20 protein-coding genes and 2 pseudogenes are annotated in these 21,707 nt (G+C 70.3%); 13 read left to right on the top strand and 9 right to left on the bottom strand.

Annotated elements, in window-relative coordinates; translation table 11 throughout:
- Positions 1-3 precede the first annotated feature (3 nt).
- From ABGA99_RS12760 to ABGA99_RS12750, 3 genes are all read right to left on the bottom strand, one after another.
- Positions 4-345 (bottom strand): metalloregulator ArsR/SmtB family transcription factor, encoded by a 342-nt coding sequence (locus ABGA99_RS12760; RefSeq protein WP_347580759.1) that lies wholly within the window; start codon positions 343-345, stop codon positions 4-6.
- Between the two features lie 302 nt (positions 346-647).
- A complete protein-coding gene (locus ABGA99_RS12755; protein ID WP_347582656.1) occupies positions 648-1,859 on the bottom strand; it encodes a glycosyltransferase in 1,212 nt (403 codons plus the stop codon).
- Positions 1,856-2,656: a MerR family transcriptional regulator gene (locus ABGA99_RS12750; RefSeq protein WP_347580761.1), complete on the bottom strand. Its 801-nt coding sequence runs from the start codon at positions 2,654-2,656 to the stop codon at positions 1,856-1,858. The genes ABGA99_RS12755 and ABGA99_RS12750 overlap by 4 nt, the downstream gene beginning before the upstream one ends.
- 153 nt (positions 2,657-2,809) lie before the next feature.
- Between ABGA99_RS12750 and ABGA99_RS12745 the strand changes: the two are divergent.
- A pseudogene (locus ABGA99_RS12745) lies at positions 2,810-3,262 on the top strand (transposase family protein); the annotation flags it as partial.
- Between the two features lie 285 nt (positions 3,263-3,547).
- On the opposite strand, the gene ABGA99_RS12740 reads toward ABGA99_RS12745, so the two are convergent.
- Complete coding sequence (locus ABGA99_RS12740; protein ID WP_347582655.1) at positions 3,548-6,784, bottom strand: family 78 glycoside hydrolase catalytic domain; 3,237 nt, start codon at positions 6,782-6,784, stop codon at positions 3,548-3,550.
- Between the two features lie 179 nt (positions 6,785-6,963).
- Here ABGA99_RS12740 and ABGA99_RS12735 point away from each other — a divergent pair.
- Positions 6,964-7,259: pseudogene (locus ABGA99_RS12735) on the top strand (ISL3 family transposase); the annotation flags it as partial.
- 29 nt (positions 7,260-7,288) lie between these two features.
- On the opposite strand, the gene ABGA99_RS12730 reads toward ABGA99_RS12735, so the two are convergent.
- On the bottom strand, positions 7,289-8,629 hold the full coding sequence (locus ABGA99_RS12730) for a hypothetical protein (RefSeq protein ID WP_347582654.1): 1,341 nt from the start codon (positions 8,627-8,629) through the stop codon (positions 7,289-7,291).
- A gap of 202 nt (positions 8,630-8,831) precedes the next feature.
- On the bottom strand, positions 8,832-9,263 hold the full coding sequence (locus tag ABGA99_RS12725; RefSeq protein WP_347582653.1) for a hypothetical protein: 432 nt from the start codon (positions 9,261-9,263) through the stop codon (positions 8,832-8,834).
- Positions 9,264-9,767: 504 nt separating this feature from the next.
- Here ABGA99_RS12725 and ABGA99_RS12720 point away from each other — a divergent pair.
- A complete protein-coding gene (locus tag ABGA99_RS12720; RefSeq protein WP_347580765.1) occupies positions 9,768-10,025 on the top strand; it encodes a hypothetical protein in 258 nt (85 codons plus the stop codon).
- Positions 10,026-10,403: 378 nt separating this feature from the next.
- On the opposite strand, the gene ABGA99_RS12715 is transcribed toward ABGA99_RS12720, so the two are convergent.
- Entirely contained in the window at positions 10,404-10,850 is a 447-nt protein-coding gene (locus tag ABGA99_RS12715) for an Rrf2 family transcriptional regulator (protein WP_347582652.1), read from the bottom strand.
- 608 nt (positions 10,851-11,458) lie between these two features.
- Between ABGA99_RS12715 and ABGA99_RS12710 the strand changes: the two genes are divergently transcribed.
- From ABGA99_RS12710 to ABGA99_RS12675, 8 genes are all read left to right on the top strand, one after another.
- Positions 11,459-12,196, top strand: a complete 738-nt coding sequence (locus tag ABGA99_RS12710; protein ID WP_347582651.1) for a class I SAM-dependent methyltransferase — start codon at positions 11,459-11,461, stop codon at positions 12,194-12,196.
- A gap of 105 nt (positions 12,197-12,301) precedes the next feature.
- A complete protein-coding gene (locus tag ABGA99_RS12705; RefSeq protein WP_347582650.1) occupies positions 12,302-13,090 on the top strand; it encodes a methyltransferase domain-containing protein in 789 nt (262 codons plus the stop codon).
- A gap of 445 nt (positions 13,091-13,535) precedes the next feature.
- Positions 13,536-13,838 (top strand): urease subunit gamma, encoded by a 303-nt coding sequence (locus ABGA99_RS12700; protein WP_347580769.1) that lies wholly within the window; start codon positions 13,536-13,538, stop codon positions 13,836-13,838.
- 13 nt (positions 13,839-13,851) lie between these two features.
- Entirely contained in the window at positions 13,852-14,163 is a 312-nt protein-coding gene (locus tag ABGA99_RS12695) for an urease subunit beta (RefSeq protein ID WP_347582649.1), read from the top strand.
- The gene (locus ABGA99_RS12690; RefSeq protein WP_347580771.1) at positions 14,156-15,877 is read left to right on the top strand and encodes an urease subunit alpha; all 1,722 of its coding nucleotides are present in this window, start codon (positions 14,156-14,158) and stop codon (positions 15,875-15,877) included. Before ABGA99_RS12695 ends, ABGA99_RS12690 begins: the two co-directional genes overlap by 8 nt.
- A 3-nt stretch (positions 15,878-15,880) precedes the next feature.
- A complete protein-coding gene (locus tag ABGA99_RS12685) occupies positions 15,881-16,582 on the top strand; it encodes an urease accessory UreF family protein (RefSeq protein ID WP_347582648.1) in 702 nt (233 codons plus the stop codon).
- Between the two features lie 49 nt (positions 16,583-16,631).
- Positions 16,632-17,354, top strand: a complete 723-nt coding sequence (gene ureG / locus ABGA99_RS12680; RefSeq protein WP_347580773.1) for an urease accessory protein UreG — start codon at positions 16,632-16,634, stop codon at positions 17,352-17,354.
- Positions 17,355-17,434: 80 nt separating this feature from the next.
- A complete protein-coding gene (locus ABGA99_RS12675) occupies positions 17,435-18,217 on the top strand; it encodes an urease accessory protein UreD (protein ID WP_347582647.1) in 783 nt (260 codons plus the stop codon).
- A gap of 158 nt (positions 18,218-18,375) precedes the next feature.
- Here ABGA99_RS12675 and ABGA99_RS12670 read toward each other — a convergent pair whose 3' ends face one another.
- Positions 18,376-19,308, bottom strand: coding sequence for an NAD-dependent epimerase/dehydratase family protein (locus tag ABGA99_RS12670; RefSeq protein WP_347582646.1), 933 nt, complete (start codon positions 19,306-19,308; stop codon positions 18,376-18,378).
- A gap of 448 nt (positions 19,309-19,756) precedes the next feature.
- Here ABGA99_RS12670 and ABGA99_RS12665 point away from each other — a divergent pair, with 448 nt between their 5' ends.
- On the top strand, positions 19,757-20,314 hold the full coding sequence (locus ABGA99_RS12665) for a hemerythrin domain-containing protein (protein ID WP_347580776.1): 558 nt from the start codon (positions 19,757-19,759) through the stop codon (positions 20,312-20,314).
- Positions 20,315-20,362: 48 nt separating this feature from the next.
- Here ABGA99_RS12665 and ABGA99_RS12660 read toward each other — a convergent pair whose 3' ends face one another.
- Positions 20,363-21,334 (bottom strand): LLM class F420-dependent oxidoreductase, encoded by a 972-nt coding sequence (locus tag ABGA99_RS12660; RefSeq protein ID WP_347580777.1) that lies wholly within the window; start codon positions 21,332-21,334, stop codon positions 20,363-20,365.
- Between ABGA99_RS12660 and ABGA99_RS12655 the strand changes: the two genes are divergently transcribed.
- Positions 21,231-21,662 carry a hypothetical protein gene (locus ABGA99_RS12655; protein ID WP_347582645.1) on the top strand — a complete coding sequence of 144 codons (432 nt, stop codon included), beginning with the start codon at positions 21,231-21,233 and terminating at the stop codon, positions 21,660-21,662. The two genes, ABGA99_RS12660 and ABGA99_RS12655, sit on opposite strands and share 104 nt — an antisense overlap.
- Positions 21,663-21,707: the final 45 nt, after the last annotated feature.

Here is a 21,707-nt window from a genome sequence, read left to right as displayed (position 1 = left end):
CGGTCATTCCTCCTGCCGTGTCTGCTTGAGGTCCTGCACGTAGGCGTCCAGCCGGTCGAAGCTCTCATTCCAGAACCGCTCGAATCCGCCGGTCCACTCGTGGACCGGCCGCAGCCCGCGGGCGTCCAAGCCGTAGAGGCGCTGCTTGCCCGCCCCGCGGACCCGCACCAGCCCCACCTCCCGGAGCACCCGCAGGTGCTTGGACGCCCCCGGCTGGCTCATCCCCAGCTCCTGGGCCAGGTCGGTCACCGGCCGCTCGCCCGCCCGCAGCAGTGCCAGGATGTCCCGGCGCTGCGGCTCGGCTATCGCATTGAACACGTCCGACGTCGTCGCTGCTCGTGCCATGGCGGCAATCATATTCCCATATCGGAATACGTCAAGGGGGTCGAGAACCGGGCGAGTCTCGCCGAATGGAGGCGGCCGGGCCCGCCCGAAACGAGCCCGCGCAGCGGGCTTCGGCGATCAGGCGCTCGGCATGCCGCGGGCTGATGCCAGAATCCGGCCGTCGCCGAGACCGGAGGCCTCGGCGATGCGGATCGGCGTTCCGCCGCCGCCACGAACTCCTCGGCCGGTGGAGCCGTCACCCCGCCGCCCGGTGCTGCCACACCGCCCACCTGCCCAACTGGCTCCATCGGAACGGATTGGCGTCATCCATCGGCCAGTTGCTGGATGATCTTCAGTGTCCGACCTGCTCCGTTCTCGGCCACCAGACGTTTCGCCGCTCTTGCGGCGGCTCGAGTGTGCGCCTGCTGCTTCACCACTTGCTCAAGTGAGTCGGCAAGCCGTTCGGCGGTGAGGGACCGGAAGGGGATCGGGTCAGTGGCGGCGCCGAGGGCGGCAAGTCGCCCCGCCCAAAACGGCTGGTCCGCGGTCACGGGCACGGTGACCGCAGGCACTCCGGCGCGCAGCGCGGCGGCCGAGGTGCCGGCCCCTGCATGGTGGACCACCGCAGCCAGCCGTGGAAACAGCAGGGCGTGCGGCGCGTCCCCGATGGTGAGCAGGTCATCCCCGTCGGCGGCGAGCCCGGCGCTGCCGGCTTGGAGGATCCCCCGCAGCCCGGCGCGGCGCAGGGCTCGTACAGCGATCCCGCTGAGCCGTTCCCCGTCACCGGACGCCATGCTCCCGAAGCCGACGAGGACGGGCCGGGGTCCGGCACACAGGAAGTCCTCAATCTCAGTAGGCAGGCGTTCGGATTCATCGTGAGGGGGCCACCAGTTGCCGACGACCTCCAGGCCAGATCGCCAGTCGGAGGGACGGGGCACCAGGGTCGCGCTGAAGCCGTGCAAAACGGTCCAATTCGCCTGTTCCTGTCGTCGACGCATCTCGGAGAGGGAGGTCGGGGGCAGCCCAAGGCGGTGGCGCAGCTTTGCCGCCGCCTGTTCGTATACACGGTCGGCCATTCGCAGCGCGAAGCGTCCGGCTCCTCGGTTGACCAGACGTCCCAGCGAGCGGGAGCCTGTCACGACGGGTGGGAAGTCGCCGGTCGGTGCGGTGGGCTGGAGGTACACGCCGAGGCTCGGAATGCCCATGGCCTCGGTGAGGTGCCAGCCGAGCGGAGCCGTAGTGGTCGACAGCAGGAGCAAGTGCGTTCCCTCGTCCACCGCATCGGCGAACCCCTGACCCAGTTCGGTGACGAACGCGGCAGCGGTGCGCATCAGTTCACGTTTGCCTGTGCCGCCGCGCACTCGCGTGTCGGCAGGCAGACGGCGGAATTCCAGCCCTGCGTCGCGTACGAGGGGGGCGAAGGTGTCTGTGGCGGCCAGGGCAACGTCGTACCCGGCCCGGCGCAGCTCAGCCCCCAGGCCCGTGTAGGGCACCACGTCGCCGCGCGATCCGGCCGTAGCGATGAGGATCCTCATTGGCCCTCCCCGAGATCGCTACCGCCACGAGCGTGGCGGGCCGCATTGGCGCAGACCGCGTGGTGTGTGTAGGCGGCCAGGCCTGGGCGTTGCTGCGAGGGCGGTACGACCAGAGCGAAGGCGCGCGGGTCGGCGACGAAGTCGTCCGCGATGCGTCGGTGCATGTCAGGCGGGCAGGCGGCGAACCAGCGTGCGATGTGCAAGCGGTGCCCCTCGGCGAGGTCCATGGCCCGCTCGCCGTCGCTCGGCTCCCCCTCGTCGAAGACCGCCAGCAGCTCGGCTCGCCAGGCCGCGGCTTCCTCCATGAGCTGACGCCAATCCTCCTTGGTGTGGGCAGCCGCGCGCGTCATCGCCTCGCGCTTCCCCTCCGATCGCGCCCATTTCAGCTCTGCCTCGGTGGCATAACTCAGGTCGAAGGTGACCTCACCAAAGACCTCGAAGCGTTCTTGAGGCGTCAGAGACACTCCGGTCATCTGGACCTCTATCGCCCGTTCCGCCACCTCGGCCAGCCGCTGCAGCCTGGCGATCTCCTCGCTCAGCTGCCGTTGCCGGGCCCGGAGCCGCTCCAAGGGGTTTGCCTGCGGATCCTTGAAGATCGCGGCGATCTCGTCGAGGGGGAAGCCGAGCTCGCGGTAGAAGAGAATCTGCTGGAGACGGACCAGGTCGGCCTCACCGTAGAGCCGGTAGCCGGCGTGGCTGCGGTCACTGGGCGACAGCAGTCCCGCCTTGTCGTAGTGATGCAGTGTCCGCACGGTCACGCCGGCGAAGGCAGAGACCTGCCCCACGGAGTAGCTCATCCACCTGCCCTTTCGTCGGCATACAGCCTCAAGCCTGACGTAAGGGGAGGGTCAACCCGCGCTCGAAGCTGGGCATGACGCAGGCCGCGTCGGCGACGAAAGACGCAGAGATAATTCGCTGAGTTCCGGCAGGAGGGGGACGCCTACGCCTACCTGACCATCGGCGCCGGAAGAACAACGCCAACGGCAGCATCCTCCACATCGGCACCGGCCCCACCAGCATCCAACCCCCTCAGCACCTACTGCGGTCCCGGCGCACGGGGCGCCCCCACCACCTCCCACGTCGGCAACGCCCTTCGGCCCCGTAGGCGCGCGGATATCACCCACGCCCGCCAGTTAGGGCTGGTCAAGCTGCTGGCCGACGGACCATCGGTCGAGATCCTGGCGGATGCCGGCTATCAAGGGCTCGGCACCCAGGCCGGCGTCCGGATCGTGACGCCCCCACACCGCAAGTTCAAGAAGAACCCACCCCGGTGGCACGAGGAAACGCACGAGCGGCAGCGCAAGGCCCACTCCTCATGGCGCATCCGGGTCGAGCACGGCATCGCCCACCTGAAGAACTGGCGAATCCTCACCCGCCATCTGGGCCGCCGCAAGCACATCAGCGACACCATCCAGGCCGTCACCAGACAGCTCTCCCACCAGCAGAACACCACATGGCCACAGACCAACAATTGTGACCAGCCATCCGCAGCACGCCTCTCGACGCGCCACTGCCAACCATGCACGAGGTCGTCGGCCCAGCCCGGACCCTGGCGAAGTCAGCCGGAGTCGGCGAGGACGGCGCACGATTGCGGCAACCGGTCCCGATACCTCCCGTTCAGCGCGACAACAGTTGGGCGCTGCGCAGGAGCCGGCCGGGTCGCCGGCTCCTGCGCAGCAGCGCTGGCTTCAGTTGCCTTTTCGGCAGATGCCTGTCAGCCGGTCGTCATTGCGCACGCTCGCCGTCCACGAGGTGCTGAGGACGTGGCAGCCGGCGTCCGCCCGGACGGCGATGCGGTCACCGTCGCGTTCGCCCCGGACGGGTCTGCCGTCGACGAACACCACCGCTCCCTCATGGCCGTCGGGTACAGGCACGCTGACCGTCCCCGTGGTGTTGCCGGGCACCTGGACGCCGAGGTCCTGCCGGTCGCCGGACCGGTGGAAGGAGACCCCGATCGTGCCCTTGACGGTCGGCAGCGTGACGGAGCCGAAGCGTTGGTCACCGGTCTGGGGCTTGACCTGGAAGGTCGCGTAGCCCGGCGACGTGGGTTCGATGCCGTACATGTCGCGTGGGATGACGTAGGCGGGAGCCGTGGCCCAGGGGTGCGACCAGGTCATGTTGCTCTTCTGGCCTGGGTCCCACGCTTCGCCGGTGGCGCCGGCGCCGATGTCGAGCATGTGCAGCCAGCCGTTCGTGCCGGAGGAGGTCAGCAGATCTAGCGCGTCCTGACCGTGGTCGGCGTCGTACAGGGCCTCCAGCAGGAACCCGGAGCAGTAGACGCTGCAGGCCATGCCCCGGGAGGCGATGTAGTCCGCGACGGCGCCGCGCTGGTCGGCGTCGGCAGGCACACCGAAGGCGGCCGGGAAGACGCTCGCGTGCATCGCGTGGTGGCCTGTCGGGACGTCGTCCTTGTCCAGCCCGTCGTCGTAGGCGCCCTGCTCCGCGTCGTAGAACCTGGTGTTCAGGGCGTCGCGGATCGTCCGGGCCTTCGCGCGGAAGTCCCCGGCGTCGCCCATGCGGCCGAGTTCCCGGGCGATCGTCTCCATCTGCCGGTAGTTGCTGTACGCGAGGGCGTTGAGGACGGTGTTCTGGTCGGTGAACCGGTAGCCGTCGCGCTGGCTGTCGGGCCAGTCGACGATGGCGTCGCGTTGGACGATGGTGCCGGTGGCCGGGTCGTAGTCCTCGTCGAGCAGTTTGGGCTTGAGCGTGTCGTAGGCGCGCTCGATCTGGGCGGTGGATCCGGTGCGTTGCCAGGTGTCGTACACGGCGCTGATCACGTACATCGGCCATTCGGTCGGCCAGGTGCGGTTCGCCTCGAAGTAGTCCATGGAGTACTGGCTGAGGGTCGGGTCCTCGGTGAGGTGGAGGTTGGACAGGAGCTGGATGTACGCGTCGGCCTCGTAGTTGGTGCGTTCGCGGGTCCAGGAGTCGGTGAAGAAGTTCTGGTTGGCGGTCTCGATGGTGTCCTTGGTGAACTGCCAGACCTTGACGAGGCCGGGGTCGGAGGAGGTCAGCTGGGCCGCGTCGCGGTCGAAGGGGTAGACCATGGCGAGCGCGTTCAGGTTCTCCTTCGTGATCGGGACGGGCGAGTCGACGATGTTCAGGTAGCGGAAGACGCGCATGCCCCAGGTGTCGGCGGTCTGCCGGCCGTCTCGGAGGGTGAGCACGTCCTCGTACGTGTTGCCGGTACGCATCCGGTAGCGGGCGGTGTGCGGAGCCGACAGCTCCTCGCCGAATCGCAGCCGGACTTGCTGGTCCTGCCGGCCGTCCAGGGTGAGCTGGACGCCGCCCATCCACGTGCGGCCGAAGTCGACGAAGTAGTCCCCGCCGCCGAGGTCGACGATCTTCTCGGGGGCGTGCGTCTGCTCCTCGACCTTCGCGAACGGTGTGGGGGCGAGTTTCTCGAACGGCTCCTTGACCTCGGGGGCGGTCCAGCCGGAGCCGGTGAAGCCCGGCTTCTTGAACCCGTCCGGGAACGCGGCCATGGTGACGTCTTCCTGCGGCGCGTACCAGTAGTTCGTGCCGATGCTGTCCGTCGATGTCCAGATGTCGCTTCCGGTCCTGGCCTGCCAGGCGGCTCCGGTGCCGAGGGTCTGGGTGGTGCCGTCGGTGTAGCGCACGATCACGTGGGCCTGGAAGCGCCGGTCCTTGGTGGCATAGGCGATCGCGGACAGCGTGTGCGGGCCGCGTTCGCGGAGCTGGTCCGTGACGTCGAAGCCGTCGTAGCGGACCTCGTCGCCGGTCGGGCTGGTCGGGCCGAGCCCGACGAACTCTCCGTCCAGGTACATCTTGTACACGTACTGCTTGGCGCTGGAGAACGCGGAGCCGGTGGCGAAGACGGTGGCCCAGGCGACCTTCTTTCCCGGCGCGAGCTGGAAGTCGTCGCGGAACAGCGCCCAGTCGTTGGAGAGGTTGGCGTTGAGGCAGTCCACGCCGGTTCCGAGGCTGAGCGCCCCGTCCTCGACGGTCCCGCACGGGAAGCCTGCCGCGGGGTCGTCGAAGTCGTTGCGGTACAGCTCGGCGCCGTCACCGGAGCCGGTCAGGTCGGTGACGCGGACGTCGTCCACGACGCCCGACTCACTGCCGCCGTTGCGGAAACCGACGACGCCCCCGGCGTAGGTGGTGTCGGTACGGCGGTCCACGACGCGGCCGTCGAGGGAGGTGGTGAGGGTGGAGCCGACGGCTTCGATGCTGACCCGGTGCTCGGTGCCGGTCTTCAGCTCGGCGCCGAGCGGCACCGGATCGCCGGCACGGAACGTGCCGTCGGTCTGGATGTGCGGTACCAGGGTGTTGGGGTTGGCCGCGCCGGCCGCCCGGAACTGCCACATGTAGCCGTTCCTCGCGTCCGGCGACCGGAAGCGCACGCCGAACGCGGTTCGGGTGACCGTAAGCGTCAGATCGACGCGGTAGTCGGTCCACTCCTCACCGGCCGGCGGGCGGGGCCACACGGGCGCCGCATCACCCCAGTCGGCGCCGGGACCGGTGCCGAACGAGGCGGACTCCGACCATCCGGAGGGCCGGCGGTCGTCATCCCAGACCTGCACACGCCACCGGTACCGCTCCCCCGCCCGGAGCGCGGGACCGGCGTAGCGCACCGCCGACGACTGCACGGATGCGACCTTGCCGGTCGCCCACACCGGACGGTCCGCGCCGAAACGCGTCACCTCGATCTTGTACGCGCTCTGCCGGCGCAGCGCCGACTGCCAGCCGAACTCGACCGTCCCCGCGGCGTCCACGTCCGTGGGAGCCGGCAGCGAGTTCGTCCGCAGCCCGGTCGGCGCCGACGGCCGCTCGGGCGTGCGCGACACCGCCTGCTCGTCCGTGGTCCCGGCGGCGGGAGCGGTGAGGGCGGCGACCGAGGCGAGCACCGCGGCCACAACGGTGACGGCGCGCCAGGGCCCGGGTCTTCTTCTCGGAAGTCTCATGCGTGCCCCTTATTGAAACGTTTCAACTCGTGAATGTAAGCGGAACCGTATTTCGCTTGAAATGGCGCGTCAATACGTGCTGACACGATTCATGGGATCTGGCGATGTCCGCTCAGGCCCACCTCGCTCGGCGGCGCCGGAGAGCAAGGGACCACGGCGCACCGGGTGTTGGCCCACACCCCCGCCCGCTCGCCCGGATGCTCCTGACCAGACCCGGCGACCTCAAAGCCGAGCAATGCGATCTCCTGGCCCGGCTCACCTTCGCCTCCCCGAGATGGCCAACCTGGCCGGCGGAATCGGGGACTTCGCGAGACTGCTGACGCCCTGCACAGGAAACGCCGATGCGCTCGCTCGCTCGACCGACCAGGTCCGCGCAGCCGATCTACCCCACCTTCACGCCTTCACCCGGGGCCTGGACCGTGACGGCGACGCCGTGATCGCGGCACTCACACTTCCGGACAGCAACGGCCCCACCGCGGCTCCGGTGTCCGCCTGCGCGGCCGGTCAAATCCGGTGGACCGGAGCGGATGTCTGCGTCCAGTGCCAGTTGATGGGACGCCACTGCTTCTTCAAGGCAGTGCGTTGGCGGGTGTAGGAGCGAAGCGCGTCCTCGACCGTGGCCGCCAGGTCGGTGAGGTCGTCGGGCGCGGGTATGCGCAGGATGAGGTGTTGCTTCCTGTGGATGAGCAGCAGGTCGCCGTTGAAGGCGCAGGCTCCGAGAGTGAAGTGGGTCAACTGCCTGAAGGTCTTGTTCTCGGTGTCCAGCTTGGCTCGGAGCGCTCCCTCCTTGTTCCAGGCGTAGAGGCCGTAGCGGTTGAGGTGGAAGGCGTGGCCCCGGTGTGCATCAGCTGCCAGGTTGAAGCAGAAGCCGGTGAAGGGTGAGTCCCGCCACTCGTGGAGGCCGTGGAGGCGTCCGGTCATCTCGCCCTGTTCGTTGACGAGAGCGAAGACGAAGGGCCTGCCGCGGCTGCCCCCGCGGAACGTCTTGGCGTAGAACGGGATGACGAAGAGGCTGTCGGAAAGCGGTACGGGCCGGCCGAGGCGGGAGTCGTGCCAGTTCGAGAGGCGGTCCTCACCGGGCACCAGTTCGGTCAGCGCGGGACGAGGCCGGTTGGCGATGCCGACAGGGGCACCCTGGAAGGTGGCGTGGGCGCGCAGGTCGGCGTCGCTGTGATGGGCGGGTTCGGGGTCGAGAGAGGCCAGTGTGTTGATTACCGGCCTGGTGTCGGCGGTCAGCGCACCGTCGGCGAGACCGACGAGGTTGGTGAGGAAATTGCCGTACCTCCACACGCCGTACTCGGCAACGGTGCACAGCAGGCGGCCCGAGGGCGTGACACTGACGGAGCAGGCGAAGGGGTCGCCCTCAGCCGGCGTGAACGGCTCGAAGGGGCGCCTGTCCTTCGAGTCGTAGACGGCCGAAACCTGGCTCAGGTCGGATGCGACGAGGGTGGTGTTGTTCGGTGTCGTACTGATGGCGAGTAATCCGTCGGGCAGGACACACAGGCTGATGTCGCCGCCGTCCACGACGGCCGATTTCTCGTCATCCGCGCCGCCGGTGCGGAACAGCGCCACCCCCAGGATCTCGCCATCCGCGGCGTAGCGGGTGATGACCCGGTACCCGAAGTTCGCCCTCTCCGGTTCCTGTTCGTCATCGGCGACTCCGTAGGTGTGGCGGTACAAGCCGTACAGCGCGTACACCTCGCCGCTCGGCGCGCCGACGACATCGAAGAAATGCACGCCCCAGCCCTTGGAGTAGGGGGCGGTCAAGTCAAGGCCGTGGTAGTCCACCAGCGCACCGGGAAGGGCCAGCGGAAGAGTCTGGATCATGCGCGCATCCTTGCTCACACCACTGACACAGGGCAGACGAGGCGCCAACCGGAGCCGACCCGCCCCACCTTCACGCTCAGCCCGATCCCGGCGATCTGGCAGATAGCGCGCACGGCCCCTGGGTCTCGTGCGGTGAGGGGGTGTCTCCCACGGCAGGACCAGGGAGAACGGCACCTCGTGTTCCTCGCCCTGGCAGAGGCAGAAGGCGCCGTCGGCGGGTTCACGACTGCGGGCCTTGGCGGACCTTGTCCGCGGCCTGGGTCGGTGTGGGCGCAGCGGCGGCAGGGCGCATCCGGTGTGCGGCGAGGAGCGCGAGAGCGGTGACCGCGGCCATGGCCAGGAAGGCGTCGGAGTAGGCCGCGCCCTCGTGGCCGGTGCTGAGGGGGTTGAGCGCGGCGGTGCCGCTTTGTTGACGCGCGGCCACCAGGACGCCGAAGAGTGCCGGACCCGTGCCGGCCCCGAGGAACTGCGCGCCTTGGAGGATGCCGAGGCCGATGCCCGTCTGCCCGGGCGGGAGCGCGCTCGCCGCGGCGCTGATGATCGGGGTGACCACGAGGATGAAGCCGGTGCACAGCCCGAGCATGCCGATACCGGCGGGGAGCATGGAGGATCCGCTGGCGAAGCTGGACAGGAACAGTGCGAACAGCGCCATGACGGCGAGTCCCGTCCAGCACGAGAGGGCGGGTGCCGACGCGGTCGGCAAGGCGGCCGATCAGCGGTGAGAGGACGGCGACGGCGATCCCTGCCGGGATCATGACCAGGGCCCCTGTACCCGGGCTGACGCCGCCCACGTCGACTACCAGTAGGGGGACGAAATACTAGCCCGCCGAGGTTCACGATCATGGCCAGGAACGCGACGACGAGCGCCGCTCGGTAGACCCGGTTGCCGAACAGCGCGGGCGGGACGAACGGCTGCGCGACGCGGGCGGTGCGCCACGCGAACAGCGCGATGGCTCCGGCCGCTACCACGATGCTGCCCCAGGATGAGGGCGCGGTTGGTCCGTTGACCTGGGCCTGGGTCATCCCGTAGAGCACGAGTCCGGCGCCGGCGCCGAGCAGCGCGCCACCGGGAAGGTCGAACCGGCCGCAGCCGGACGGAGGTGCACCCGGCAGGACACGCCACGCCGCGGGTAGCAGCGCCAGCGAGAGCGCCAGCATGAGCCAGAAGAGGGCGGGCCAGCCGAAGAGCTGGCCGAGGCCGCCGCCGAGGGCCGGTCCGGCGGCGGTGCCGATGCCCGTGGCCGCGGAGACCACGCCGATGCCCGTTCCCCGCCGGTCGGCCGGCAACAGTCTGGTGATCGCAAGGATCGAGAGCACCGGGATGGCGGCCGCGCCCACTCCCATCACCATGCGCCCGAGTACCAGCACGAGCAGGCTCGGGGCGAGCGCGCAGACCAGGCTGCCGACGGCGTAGGTCACCAGGGAGAAGCAGAACAGCCGCCGCAGGCTCGCGCGGTCGGCGATGCGGCCGTAGAACGGGATACCGACCGAGAACATGAGCAGAAAGCCGGTGACGACCCAGGCGAGCTCGGCCTCGGAGGCCCGGAACTCGGCTCCCATCGACGGCAGCATGAGAGTGACCATGTCGCTGGCGACGACCGTGGCGAGCATCGCCGGCAACAGCACCGCGAGCAGGGATCGCCCGGAACCGGTCCGTCCAGCAGTGTCCGGCGTTTTCGGCGTGTCCGGCCTGGAGCTCATTTGCTGCATCCTCCTGGGCTTTACTGCCACCATGTTGATTACAGTTAAGGCAGGGAAAAGGCGGAGGCAAATCGCCTCCGCCGTCGAACGATTACTGCCGACGCCCCGCGGACGCGCGTTCACTGTCCAGTACTTGCTGGACCAGATGCGCGATGGTCGTCCTGCCGAGCCGCTGCTCCAGGGCCTGCTCAGCCTCCCGGAACTCCTCCGCGAGGAGGGCCTGCATGTGGCGCCCGACCTCGCATGCGTCGCTCGGCGGATGGGCGTGTCCGGACAGCACCGGCCCCGCCTCCACGGCGGCGTACGCGTCGTACAGGGTGATCTCGCGCGGGGAGCGGGCCAGTTTCCAGCCGCCGCCGCGTCCCTCGGCGGCCCACACCAGGCCGGCGTCGCGAAGGCTGCCCAGGATCCGCCGCAGAAGCACCGGATTGCTGGCCAGGCTGTCCGCGATCTCCGCCGAGGTGAGGGTCCGGTCGCGCCAGCGCCCCAGCATGGTGAGCGCATGAATCGCTACCGCGCTTCTACTGCTGAGACCCATGGGGTCGCCCCTTCCCGCTCGCCGCCAACGCACCGATTTAAACTGCACTCAAAGTAGTTGCAGTTCGCTCGGATGTCCATCACCAGTTGCCCGGCGTCGGCGCCGTGGAGCATTCCGACCCGTACCGGAGCGGCCGACCTCCGCGAGAAGACGCGGCTGACCGACGATTCGGTGTCGCCCGTTTCGTCGTAGGGATCGGGCGGCGGCGAGCCGTCGGGGGTTGTGATCTCCCGCAGGATGCGGGCCAGTTCTCGGCGCCCCGCGCCCTCGCGGGAGACCGGCAGGTCTCAACCGGGCCGTGCGGGCCGGCGGGCGCTGGAATGCCATCGGCTGGCCCCGGAACTGTTCGGCGAACTCGGCACCCCCGAGGCCACTGCGCTCGGCGCACTGCTGCCCGAGGGCCCCATTCCAACCGGCGCGGGACCCCCTTGTCGGCCCAAGACCCGAGGCGAACAGCGCGACCCATGAGCCGACGCCCGCGTGGGGCGGACTTGCTCAGCAGCTGTTCCTGATGCCTGTACGACAACGACTGGCTCCTTCTGATCTTCCTCAGAGCAGCGCGAGAAACTCGCTGGACATCGCATGTGTCAGCGGCCAGCGTTGACGGAATGCAGCAGGAGAAGATCTGGGACGCCGATGTCGCCCAACGCTATGACACGCCCGGCTCCGGCATGTTCGCGCCCGAGGTCTTGGGGCCGACCGTGGAGCGTCTCGCCCAGCTCGCCGAAGGTGGAGCAGCGCTTGAGTTCGCCATCGGGACCGGCCGGGTGGCGGTCCCGCTCTCCGGACGAGGAGTCTCTGTCACCGGCATCGAGCTCTCGCTCCCGATGGTGGAGCAACTGCGAACCAAGGCAGATGAAGCAACGATCCCGGTGACCATTGGTGACATGGCGACCACCATCGCCCCCGGGAAGTACACACTCGTCTACCTCGTGTACAACACGATCTCCAACCTGCTCACCCAGGATGAGCAGGTCCAGTGCTTCCGCAACGCTGCCCGCCACCTTGGGCCCGGGGGCCGATTCGTGATCGAGCTCTGGGTACCCGAGTTGCGCAAGCTCCCCGCAGGCCAGACGGCCACCGTCTGGCAGTCCGAACCCGGCTACATCGGGTTGGACACCTACGATGTCCTGGACCAGCGGGTGGTATCGCACCACTTCCGTTTCGATGAATCTCAGCAGGCGCGGTTGTTCCGGAGCCCTCATCGCTATATCTGGCCAGCCGAACTCGACCTTATGGCCCAGCTGGCCGGATTCGAGCTGGAGACCAGACATGCGGACTGGGCCGGCGCCGCATTTACCGCAGAGTCGCGTTCTCACGTCTCCGTCTATCGAATCACGACATGAGGGGCCCCGAAGATCCTGGACAGGGACCCAATAGGGTTGTCCTGTAAGGAATCGAGGGAAGAAGAGTACCGCAGGTGTCCGCTTGACTGTAGCAGGGGGTTAAACGTGCAGGACATTGTCGATCCGGTTGCCCACAATCGGGCGGCCTGGGACAGGTATGTCCAAGAGGGCAACGAGTGGTCGACGCCGGTGAGTACTGAGGATGTCGAGCGCGCCCGCACGGGCGACTGGTCGATTGTTCTCATCGGGCATGAGCCGGTCGACCGCTCCTGGCTGCCGGCGGACCTGACCGGCAAGGACGTGTTGTGCCTGGCCTCCGGCGGTGGCCAGCAGGGTCCGATCCTCGCCGCCGCAGGGGCGCGGGTCACCGTATTCGACAACTCACCCCGCCAGCTCGGCCAGGACCAGATGGTGGCGGCGCGCGACGGACTCGAACTGCGCACCGTCCTGGGCGACATGCGCGACCTCAGCGCCTTCGGCGACGCAACATTCGACGTCGTATTCCATCCGGTCTCTAACCTATTCGTACCGGACTTGGCAGCGGTGTGGCGTGAGTGCTTCCGCGTCCTGCGACCGGGCGGAACTCTGCTCGTGGGCTTCCTCAACCCTGACGTGTACTTGTTCGACCACGAGGCGCTCGACGAGCGTGGCGAGATGATCGTCGTGCACAAGCTGCCCTACAGCGATGTCACGCAGTACTCCGCCGAGGAACGCGCCACGAAGTTCGGTGCGGATGCCCCTCTTGAATACAGCCACACCCTCGCCGACCAGATCGGCGGGCAACTCGCCGCGGGGTTCGTCGTCACCGGCTTCGCGGAGGCGCCGCACCAGTCCAACGCATCCGCTCCATACATGTCGCATTATTTCGCGACGCTGGCGATCAAGCCGGGCTGAGCTTCTGCTGACCCCAACCACTGCCCGGGTCGTATTGCTGAAATCGAAGAGCACCGCCTGCTCCGCAGGCACCGGAGCGGCCGCCTGGTGGCTGCTGGTCGGGTAGGAACCGGGGGGTTCGAAGAGCGTACGGGTCACGAGGCGGCCTCCTCCTGTGCGGTGTCCAGCAACGTCTGCACCACACCCGCTGGACGGTCCGCCTCCGGCACCGGAACCGCGATGCAGCTGAAGTCGGGGTACGGCTCACTGGTTCTGGCAGCCTGAGACCCAATCCGGCTGCCAGGAGGGCGCATTCGCGGCTGGTGCATCGGCCGTCGGCATCGCGCCCAGGTCCCCGCATCGGCGGCGTCCGCGTAACGCGCCCGAAAAATGCGCGAGCTAGCGTGGCCGGACTCCGGGCCGGGACGGCCCCGGAGGGAGCGGAGCCGGAAAGGCAGGTGGACGCGTGCGACTGACTCCCCGGGAGCAGGAGCGGCTGCTCATCCATGTGGCCGCGGACGTCGCCGAGAAGCGCCGGACCCGTGGGCTGCGGCTCAACCACCCGGAGGCGGTCGCGCTCATCACCTCCCACGTACTCGAAGGCGCCCGCGACGGCCGCAGCGTCGCCGACCTGATGGCCTCCGGCCGCAAGGTCCTCACCCGCGAGGACGTCATGGACGGCATCCCCGAGATGCTGCGCGACGTGCAGGTGGAGGCGACCTTTCCTGACGGCACCAAGCTCGTCACCGTCCACGACCCCATCGCCTGACGGGAGGACCGCCGTGATCCCAGGAGAGATCCGCTACGGCGACGGGACCGTCCGCCTCAACGAGGGCGCCGACGTCGTCCGCCTCACCGTGCTCAACACCGCCGACCGGCCGGTCCAGGTCGGCTCCCACTACCACTTCGCCGAGGCCAACCCGGGCCTGGAGTTCGACCGCGCCGTCGCCCGCGGCAGGCGCCTCGGCATCGCCGCGGGCACCGCCGAGCGCTTCGAGCCGGGCGTGCCGGTGGAGGTCGCGCTGGTCCCGCTCGCGGGCCGGCGCGTGGTGCCGGGGCTGCGCGGCGAGACGGGCGGGGCGCTCGATGGCTGAGCTGTCACGGGCCGCGTACGCCGACCTCTTCGGGCCGACGGCCGGCGACCGCATCCGGCTCGCCGACACCGACCTGCTGATCGAGATCGAGGAGGACCGCTCCGGTGGCCCGGGGCGCGCGGGCGACGAAGCGGTCTTCGGCGGCGGCAAGGTCATCCGCGAGTCCATGGGCGTCTCCCGTGCCACCCGCGCCGACGGCGCCCCCGACACCGTGATCACCGGCGCCGTCGTCCTCGACCACTGGGGCATCGTGAAGGCCGACGTCGGCATCCGCGACGGGCGCGTCACCGCCCTCGGCAAGGCGGGCAACCCCGACACCATGGACGGCGTGCACCCCGAGCTGGTCATCGGCCCGGAGACCGAAGTCGTCGCGGGCAACGGCAAGATCCTGACCGCGGGCGCCGTCGACGCCCACGTCCACTTCATCTGTCCGCAGCTCGCCGACGAGGCGCTCGCCGCCGGCGTCACCACCCTCATCGGCGGCGGTACGGGCCCTGCCGAGGGCAGCAAGGCCACCACCGTCACCCCCGGGGCGTGGCACCTCGCCCGGATGCTGGAGGCCATGGACGGCGTCCCCGTCAACGTCGGCCTGCTCGGCAAGGGCAGCACGGTCTCCAGCGAGGCGCTGTTCAGCCAACTGCGCAGCGGGGCGCTCGGCTTCAAGATCCACGAGGACTGGGGGGCCACCCCCGCCGTCATCGACGCCTGCCTCGCCGTCTGCGAGGAGACCGGCGCGCAGCTCGCCCTCCACAGCGACACCCTCAACGAGGCCGGCTTCGTCGGCGACACCCTCGCCGCCCTCGCAGGCCGCACCGTCCACGCCTACCACGCCGAGGGCGCCGGCGGAGGCCACGCCCCCGACATCATCACCGTCGTCTCCGCCCCCCACGTCCTGCCCAGCTCCACCAACCCGACCCGCCCGCACACCGTCAACACCGTCGAGGAGCACCTCGACATGCTGATGGTCTGCCACCACCTGAACCCCGCCGTTCCTGAGGACCTCGCCTTCGCCGAGTCCCGCATCCGGCCCACGACGATCGCCGCGGAGGACGTCCTGCACGACCTCGGCGCCATCTCCGTCATCTCCTCCGACTCCCAGGCCATGGGCCGCATCGGCGAGACCGTGCTGCGCACCTGGCAGACCGCGCACGTGATGAAGAAGCGGCGTGGTGCGCTGCCCGGCGACGGCCGCGCCGACAACCTGCGGGCGCGCAGGTACGTCGCGAAGTACACGGTCAACCCCGCCGTCGCCAACGGCGTCGACCACGAGATCGGCTCGGTCGAGCCCGGCAAGCTCGCCGACCTCGTGCTGTGGGACCCGGCGTTCTTCGGCGTCAAGCCGCAACTGGTGATCAAGGGCGGCCAGATCGCGTACGCGCAGATGGGCGACGCCAACGCCTCCATCCCCACCCCGCAGCCGGTCCTGCCGCGCCCCATGTACGGCGCCGCCGGCCGCGCCCCGCACGCCAACTCCGTCTCCTTCGTGTCCCCCCTCGCGCTGGAAGGCTGTCTCGGTGACCGCCTCGGGCTGGGCAAGCCCCTGGTCGCGGCCCGCTCCACGCGGTCGCTGACCAAGGCGGACATGCGGCTGAACGACGCGACCCCGGACGTACGGGTCGATGCCGACAGCTTCACCGTGACCATCGACGGCGACGTGGTCGAGCCCGCCCCGGCGGCGGAGCTGCCCATGGCCCAGCGCTACTTCCTGTTCTGAGCCATGCCGCCCCCGCCCGCCACCCGCGCCGCGCTGCTCGTACTCGCCGACGGCCGCTTCCCCGCCGGCGGCCATGCCCACTCCGGCGGCGCCGAACAGGCCGTCGCCGCCGGGCGGATCACGGACGCCGCAGGGCTGGCGGCGTACTGCCGCGGCCGGCTGCACACCGCCGGGCTCACCTCCGCCGCCTTGGCCGCCGCCGCCTGCGCCGGAGCCGACCCGCTCCTCCTCGACGAGGCCGCCGACGCCCGCACCCCCTCCCCCGCCCTGCGCGCCACCGCGCGCAAGCTGGGTCGCCAACTGCTGCGGGCCGCCCGCGCCGTCTGGCCGACCGCGGAACTGGACGCCCTCGCCCAGGCCCGCCCGCGCGGCGTCCACCAGCCCGTCGTCCTGGGCCTCGCCGCCCGCGCCGCGGCCCTGGGACCCGGCGACGCCGCACACGTCGCCGGGTACGAGGCGGTCTCCGGGCCGGCGACCGCGACCGTACGGCTCCTCGGCCTCGACCCCTTCGAGGCCACCGCCGTCCTCGCCTGCCTCGCCCCGGAACTGGACGACGTCGCCGCGCGGGCCACGGCGGCGGGTGTACGTGCCGCCGCCGGGGGCCGGGCCGACGTCGGGCCCCTTCTGCCCGCGGCGGGCGCCCCGCTCCTCGACATCGCCGCAGAGGAGCACGCCGTCCGGGCGGCACGGCTCTTCGCCTCGTAGGCAGACCCCGGCCGACCCGGCCGGGCTCGTGAGAACCCAGGGAGACGGCATGCACCGCGACCACCCCGAGACCACTCCGCAGCGCTACACCTACGGCACCGCCACGCGCCGCCTCGGCGCACCCCCGACGCCGGCAGGGAGCGCCACCCGCGCGACCTCCCGCCGCGCCCTGCGGGTCGGGCTCGGCGGTCCGGTGGGCTCCGGCAAGACCGCCATCGTGGCCGCGCTGTGCCGGCTGATGCGCGACGAGCTGGCGCTGGCCGTCGTCACCAACGACATCTACACCCGCGAGGACGCCGAGTTCCTGCTCCGCGAGGCCGTGCTGCCGCCCGAGCGGATCACGGCAGTCCAGACCGGCGCCTGCCCGCACACCGCCATCCGCGACGACATCTCCGCCAACGTCGAGGCCGTCGAGGAACTGGAGGCGACGGTGGGGCCCCTCGACGTCGTCCTGGTGGAGTCCGGCGGCGACAACCTCACGGCCACCTTCTCCCGCGGCCTGGCCGACGCGCAGCTCTTCGTCATCGACGTCGCGGGCGGTGACGACATACCCCGCAAGGGCGGGCCCGGGGTCACCATGGCCGACCTGCTCGTCGTCAACAAGACCGACCTCGCCCCCCACGTCGGCTCCGACCTCACGCGCATGGCGCGCGACGCGCGGACCCAACGCGGCGAGAAGCCGGTCGTGTTCACCTCGCTGGCGCGGGAGGGCGGCGTGCGGCCGGTCGCGGACTGGCTGCGCGAGCGCGTCGCCGCGTGGCGTACGGCGTGACGGACCTCGGGTCCACACCCGCCGGCCGTACGAACGGGCCGACCCCGCGCCCGCCTGGCCCCCGCCGCTCCGACGCGCGCGTGCCCGCCGGCGAAGTCCGCGCCCGTGCCCGTATCACCGCCGCTCCCGACGGGCGCGGTGGCACCACACTGCCGGAGCTGGCCGGGGACGGGCCACTCGCCCTGCGCCGGATCCGAGCGGGCGCCGGAGAGGCGCGGGTGTGCCTGGTCGGGGCCATGGCCGGGCCGCTGGGCGGCGACCGGCTGCGGCTCGACGTGCGCGTCAAGGCCGGTGCCGCCCTGAGCATCACCAGCGCCGCCGCGACCTTGGCCATGCCGGGCGCGGCCGGCGAACCCGCCCGCTACGACGTGTGCCTCGCCGTCGGCGACGGCGGCGAGCTGCGCTGGCTGCCCGAGCCGCTGGTCTCCGTGCGCGGCAGCCGGCTCCACGTGACCTACCGCGTCGACCTCGCCCCGACAGCCCGCCTGGTGCTCCGCGAGGAGCAGGTGCTCGGCCGCGCCGGTGAACCGCCCGGCCGGCTCGTCTCACGCCTCACGGTACGCAGCGGCGGTCGCCCGCTCCTCGACCAGACCACCGACTACGGCCCCGGCGCCCCTGGATGGGACGGCCCCGCCGTGCTCGCGGACAACCTCGCCGCTGGGCAACTCCTCACCGTCTCACCTGAGTTCCGCGACGCTCCGGCCGAGCCGTGTGTCCTCGCCCCCAGCCGCGCCGTCATCACCCCCCTGCCCGGCCCGGGGACGCTCGCCACCGCCGTGGCCCCGAACGCACAGCTCCTACGCGCCCTGCTGGACGACGCGCATACCCGGGCCACCTACCCGCAGCAGAAGCCCACCGCCTGATCGGCGGACCTGTCCCGCTTCCGGGGCGAGTACTACTCCTGTCCCACCGCCCGTACGGACGCCCTGTTCGAGCTGGCGGATGCGGTTCTGTGCGGGGACAGGCCGGTGAGGTCACTGGCCGAGCTGTCGCTGGCGGGCGAACACGCTCCGGGCCGGACTCAGCCGGGTTCGCCCACAGTCAGGCGGCGACGGATCCAGTCGGTGACGGAATTGTGTGCGGGCTTCCAGCCCAACCGGTCCCGGGCCCTGGTGCCGCGCACCCGGCTGTTCGAGCCGAGGGCGTATACCGCCGGCTCGTATCCCCACTCCCGGATCGCCGAGTCGATGTCCCAGGGCTGGGCGGTGCCGAGCCCGAGGGTGTCGGCGATGGCCTGGGCCATCGCGGCGAACGATGCCTCGCCGTTCTCGGCGAAGTAGAACGATCCGGGCGGCGCCGATTCCAGCGCCAGGACGTACAGGTCGATGACGTCATCGATGTGGACCGTCGACCAGATGTTGCCGCCTGTGCCGATGTACCGGACGACGCCGCTCTTGCGGGCCTGGTTGACCAGACGGGGAAGCTGCACACTGTCGCGCGCGATCCCGTACCCGTGCCCGTAGATCAGGCTGCTGCACAACACGGTCGAGCGAATGCCGCGCTCCGCCGCGGCCAGGACGAGCCGGTCGATAGCCACACGGGCTGCCTTGTCCGGCTCGGGCTGCCACGGGCCGGTGGGGGAAACAGCGGCCTCGGTGAAGGTCTGTTCCGCCGCCTCGCCACGGGCGTCGTCTCCCACGATGCTGGAACCGCCGGCATGCAGGAGGGGCTTCCCGGTTCCGGCGAGCGCATCGGTCAGGGCTTCGACCGCGCCACGGTGGTCGCTGTCGGCGGCGTTGATCACCGCGTCGGCCCCGTGTGCGGCACGGGCCAGTACCTCTTGGTCGTCGAGGGTCCCGAGCACAGGGGTGATCCCGCCTGCCCGGAGCGCCTTCGCGCGGTCCTCGGTCCGTGCCAGCCCGATCACCTCATGCCGGGCCTGGATCAGGCGGGCGGAGACGGATCCGCCGATGTATCCGCTCGCTCCGGTGACAAATATGCGCACGACCACCACCCCCAATTACTTGCGTGAGCTGTCTAAAGTTGCACACAATAGCCAGCGTCTGCAATTACTTAGCGGTCGCTGGGACCCATGCGCGCGACCGGGACGGTCCGGGTCCGGGTCGAGCCGGAGGTACAGCCGTTCGGCGGGGGCGGTGGCGAAGCCGGCGAAGCTGTGCGCAACCACCCAGGCAGCACGCGACTTCGGTCGCCTTCTCCCAGGGCCCCGAGCAACCGCAGAAGACGAAACCAACGCAGCATCATGTACCCGTAGCTCCGCACCGTCAGCCGGCTGCGGTCATTCTGCGCCAGCTCCCGCAGGTACGGGCACCACGCGGAGCGGACCGACCGCCGCAGGGTGCTCCGGCCGGCCGCATCGGCTCGCGGGATCGGGGTACTCGCCGCATCTCGTAGCCCGAACCTCCCCGCGGGGTTCCCGGTCACAGCGGAAGGAGATCACGATGGGACACGGCGGAGACGTCGTCGACGAACTGACCACCGACCACCGCGAGGTGGCGGAGTTCTTCGGGCAGTTCCACCAGGCCCCGCCCGGCAGTCATGACCGTAAGCGGCTGCTGGACCGGTTGACCGTCGAGTTGGTGCGGCACTCGGTCGCGGAGGAACAGCACCTCTACCCTGCGGTGCGCGAGCATCTGCCGAATGGCGGGAAGATCGCCGACAAGGAACTCGCCGATCACTCCCAGGTCGAGCAGATGCTCAAGGACCTGGAGGGCATGGAGCCCCGCGACCCCGCTTTCGACCCCTCGGTCCGCGAGCTTCAGCGCGAGGTGATCGCCCACATCCACGACGAGGAGAGCATGCTCTTCGTGCAGATGCGCCAGGTCTGCGGTGAGGACGTGCTGTGGGACCTGGGCGAGAAGGTCCGTACGGCGAAGAAGACCTCCCCCACCCGCCCGCACCCCCGGACGCCCTCGACGCCTCCCGCCAACAGGCTCATCGATCCCGGCATCGGGATGGTCGACCGGGCCCGCGACCTCCTCACCGGCCGGGGCCGGTAGCCGGTCCGGGGATGCACACCGCCGTTCTGCCGGGCGGGCCCGCGGCGTTCAGCCGAACTCCTCGCGGAGCGCCGGCAAGAGCGTCCTCGACGCCCAGCGCAGGAAAGCCGGTTGTGTCTCGCCGCCGATCTGGACGAGTGCGACCTCCGTGAAGCCGGCGTCCGCATAAGGGCGGACGGCCTCGACGAACGTGGCCGGGTCGGCGCCGCACGGGATCGACTCGGCGACGTCGTCGGGTGTGACGAACTGGGTGGCGCCGGCGAAGGAGTCGGGGTGCGGGAGTTCCGCGTTCACCTTCCAGCCGCTGCCGAACCAGCGGAACTGGTCGTGCGCGCGCCCGATCGCCGCCGCGCGGTCCGGGTCGTAGCTGACCGGCAACTGCCCCACACGCGGCTTGCCCTCACCACCGTGCCGGTCGAAGGACTCCAGCAGCCCGGCTCGGGGCTCCGTGGCGATGACCACGTCGGCGAGCCGTCCGGCCAGCGCGCAGGACTGCTCGCCCGAAACCGCGATGCCGATCGGCGGGGGCCGGTCCGGCAGGTCCCACAGCCGCGCCGAGTCGACGGAGAAGTGCTTGCCGTGCCGGGTGACGTGGCCCCCGCCGAAGAGGTCGCGGATGATGCCGACGGCCTCTTCCAACATCTCGTGCCGGACGTCGACACCCGGCCAGCCGCGGCCGACGACGTGCTCGTTCAGGTTCTCGCCCGCCCCCAGCCCGAGCCGGAAGCGGCCCTGGGCGAGCAGTTGCAGCGTCGCGGCCTTCTGCGCCACGACCGCGGGGTGATAGCGCATGAGCGGGCAGGTCACGTACGTCATAAGGGGAATGCGCGACGTCGCGTACGCGGCGGCACCGAGGACGCTCCAGGCGTACGGGCTGTGTCCCTGGGAACGCAGCCACGGGAAGTAGTGGTCAGAGGTGACGGAGAAGTCGAAACCCGCTGCCTCGGCTCCGATCACGTGCTCGACCAGTTCCCTGGGCCCTGCCTGCTCGGTCATCATCGTGTATCCGATTTGCACCATAAGTCCAAGTTTCCCTGATCACTGCACGAAAGACACCTCTCACGCCACCACACCGGCAGGCACCGACACCGACCGGCGGCTGATCCAGATGCTCGCCGAGGCCTACCGGCACGCCAAGCCGCTCGGCGGCCCGGCGGACAGCACCCGGGCGCTCGACGCGCCCGGCTGCCCGCCCGACGCACCGGAAATCGCGCTCGCCGACGACCCGCGGGTAGTGCTCGACGACATCGCCGAACTCCTGACGCGCCACCGCGTGGGGGACCGCACCCCGCCCCGGGCAGCAGCCCGCCGATGGTCCGCATCAGCTTGCCGGCCGAGCCGCCGTTGATGCCCTTGAGGGCACCTCTCGCCCGTTTGATGCCGTCCCGGGCGT

The sequence above is a fragment of the Streptomyces sp. B5E4 genome (assembly GCF_039871555.1).
GTDB lineage: Bacteria > Actinomycetota > Actinomycetes > Streptomycetales > Streptomycetaceae > Streptomyces.
Note: the sequence above shows the minus strand (reverse complement) of the source record. Positions and strands in the feature narration are given on the sequence as shown.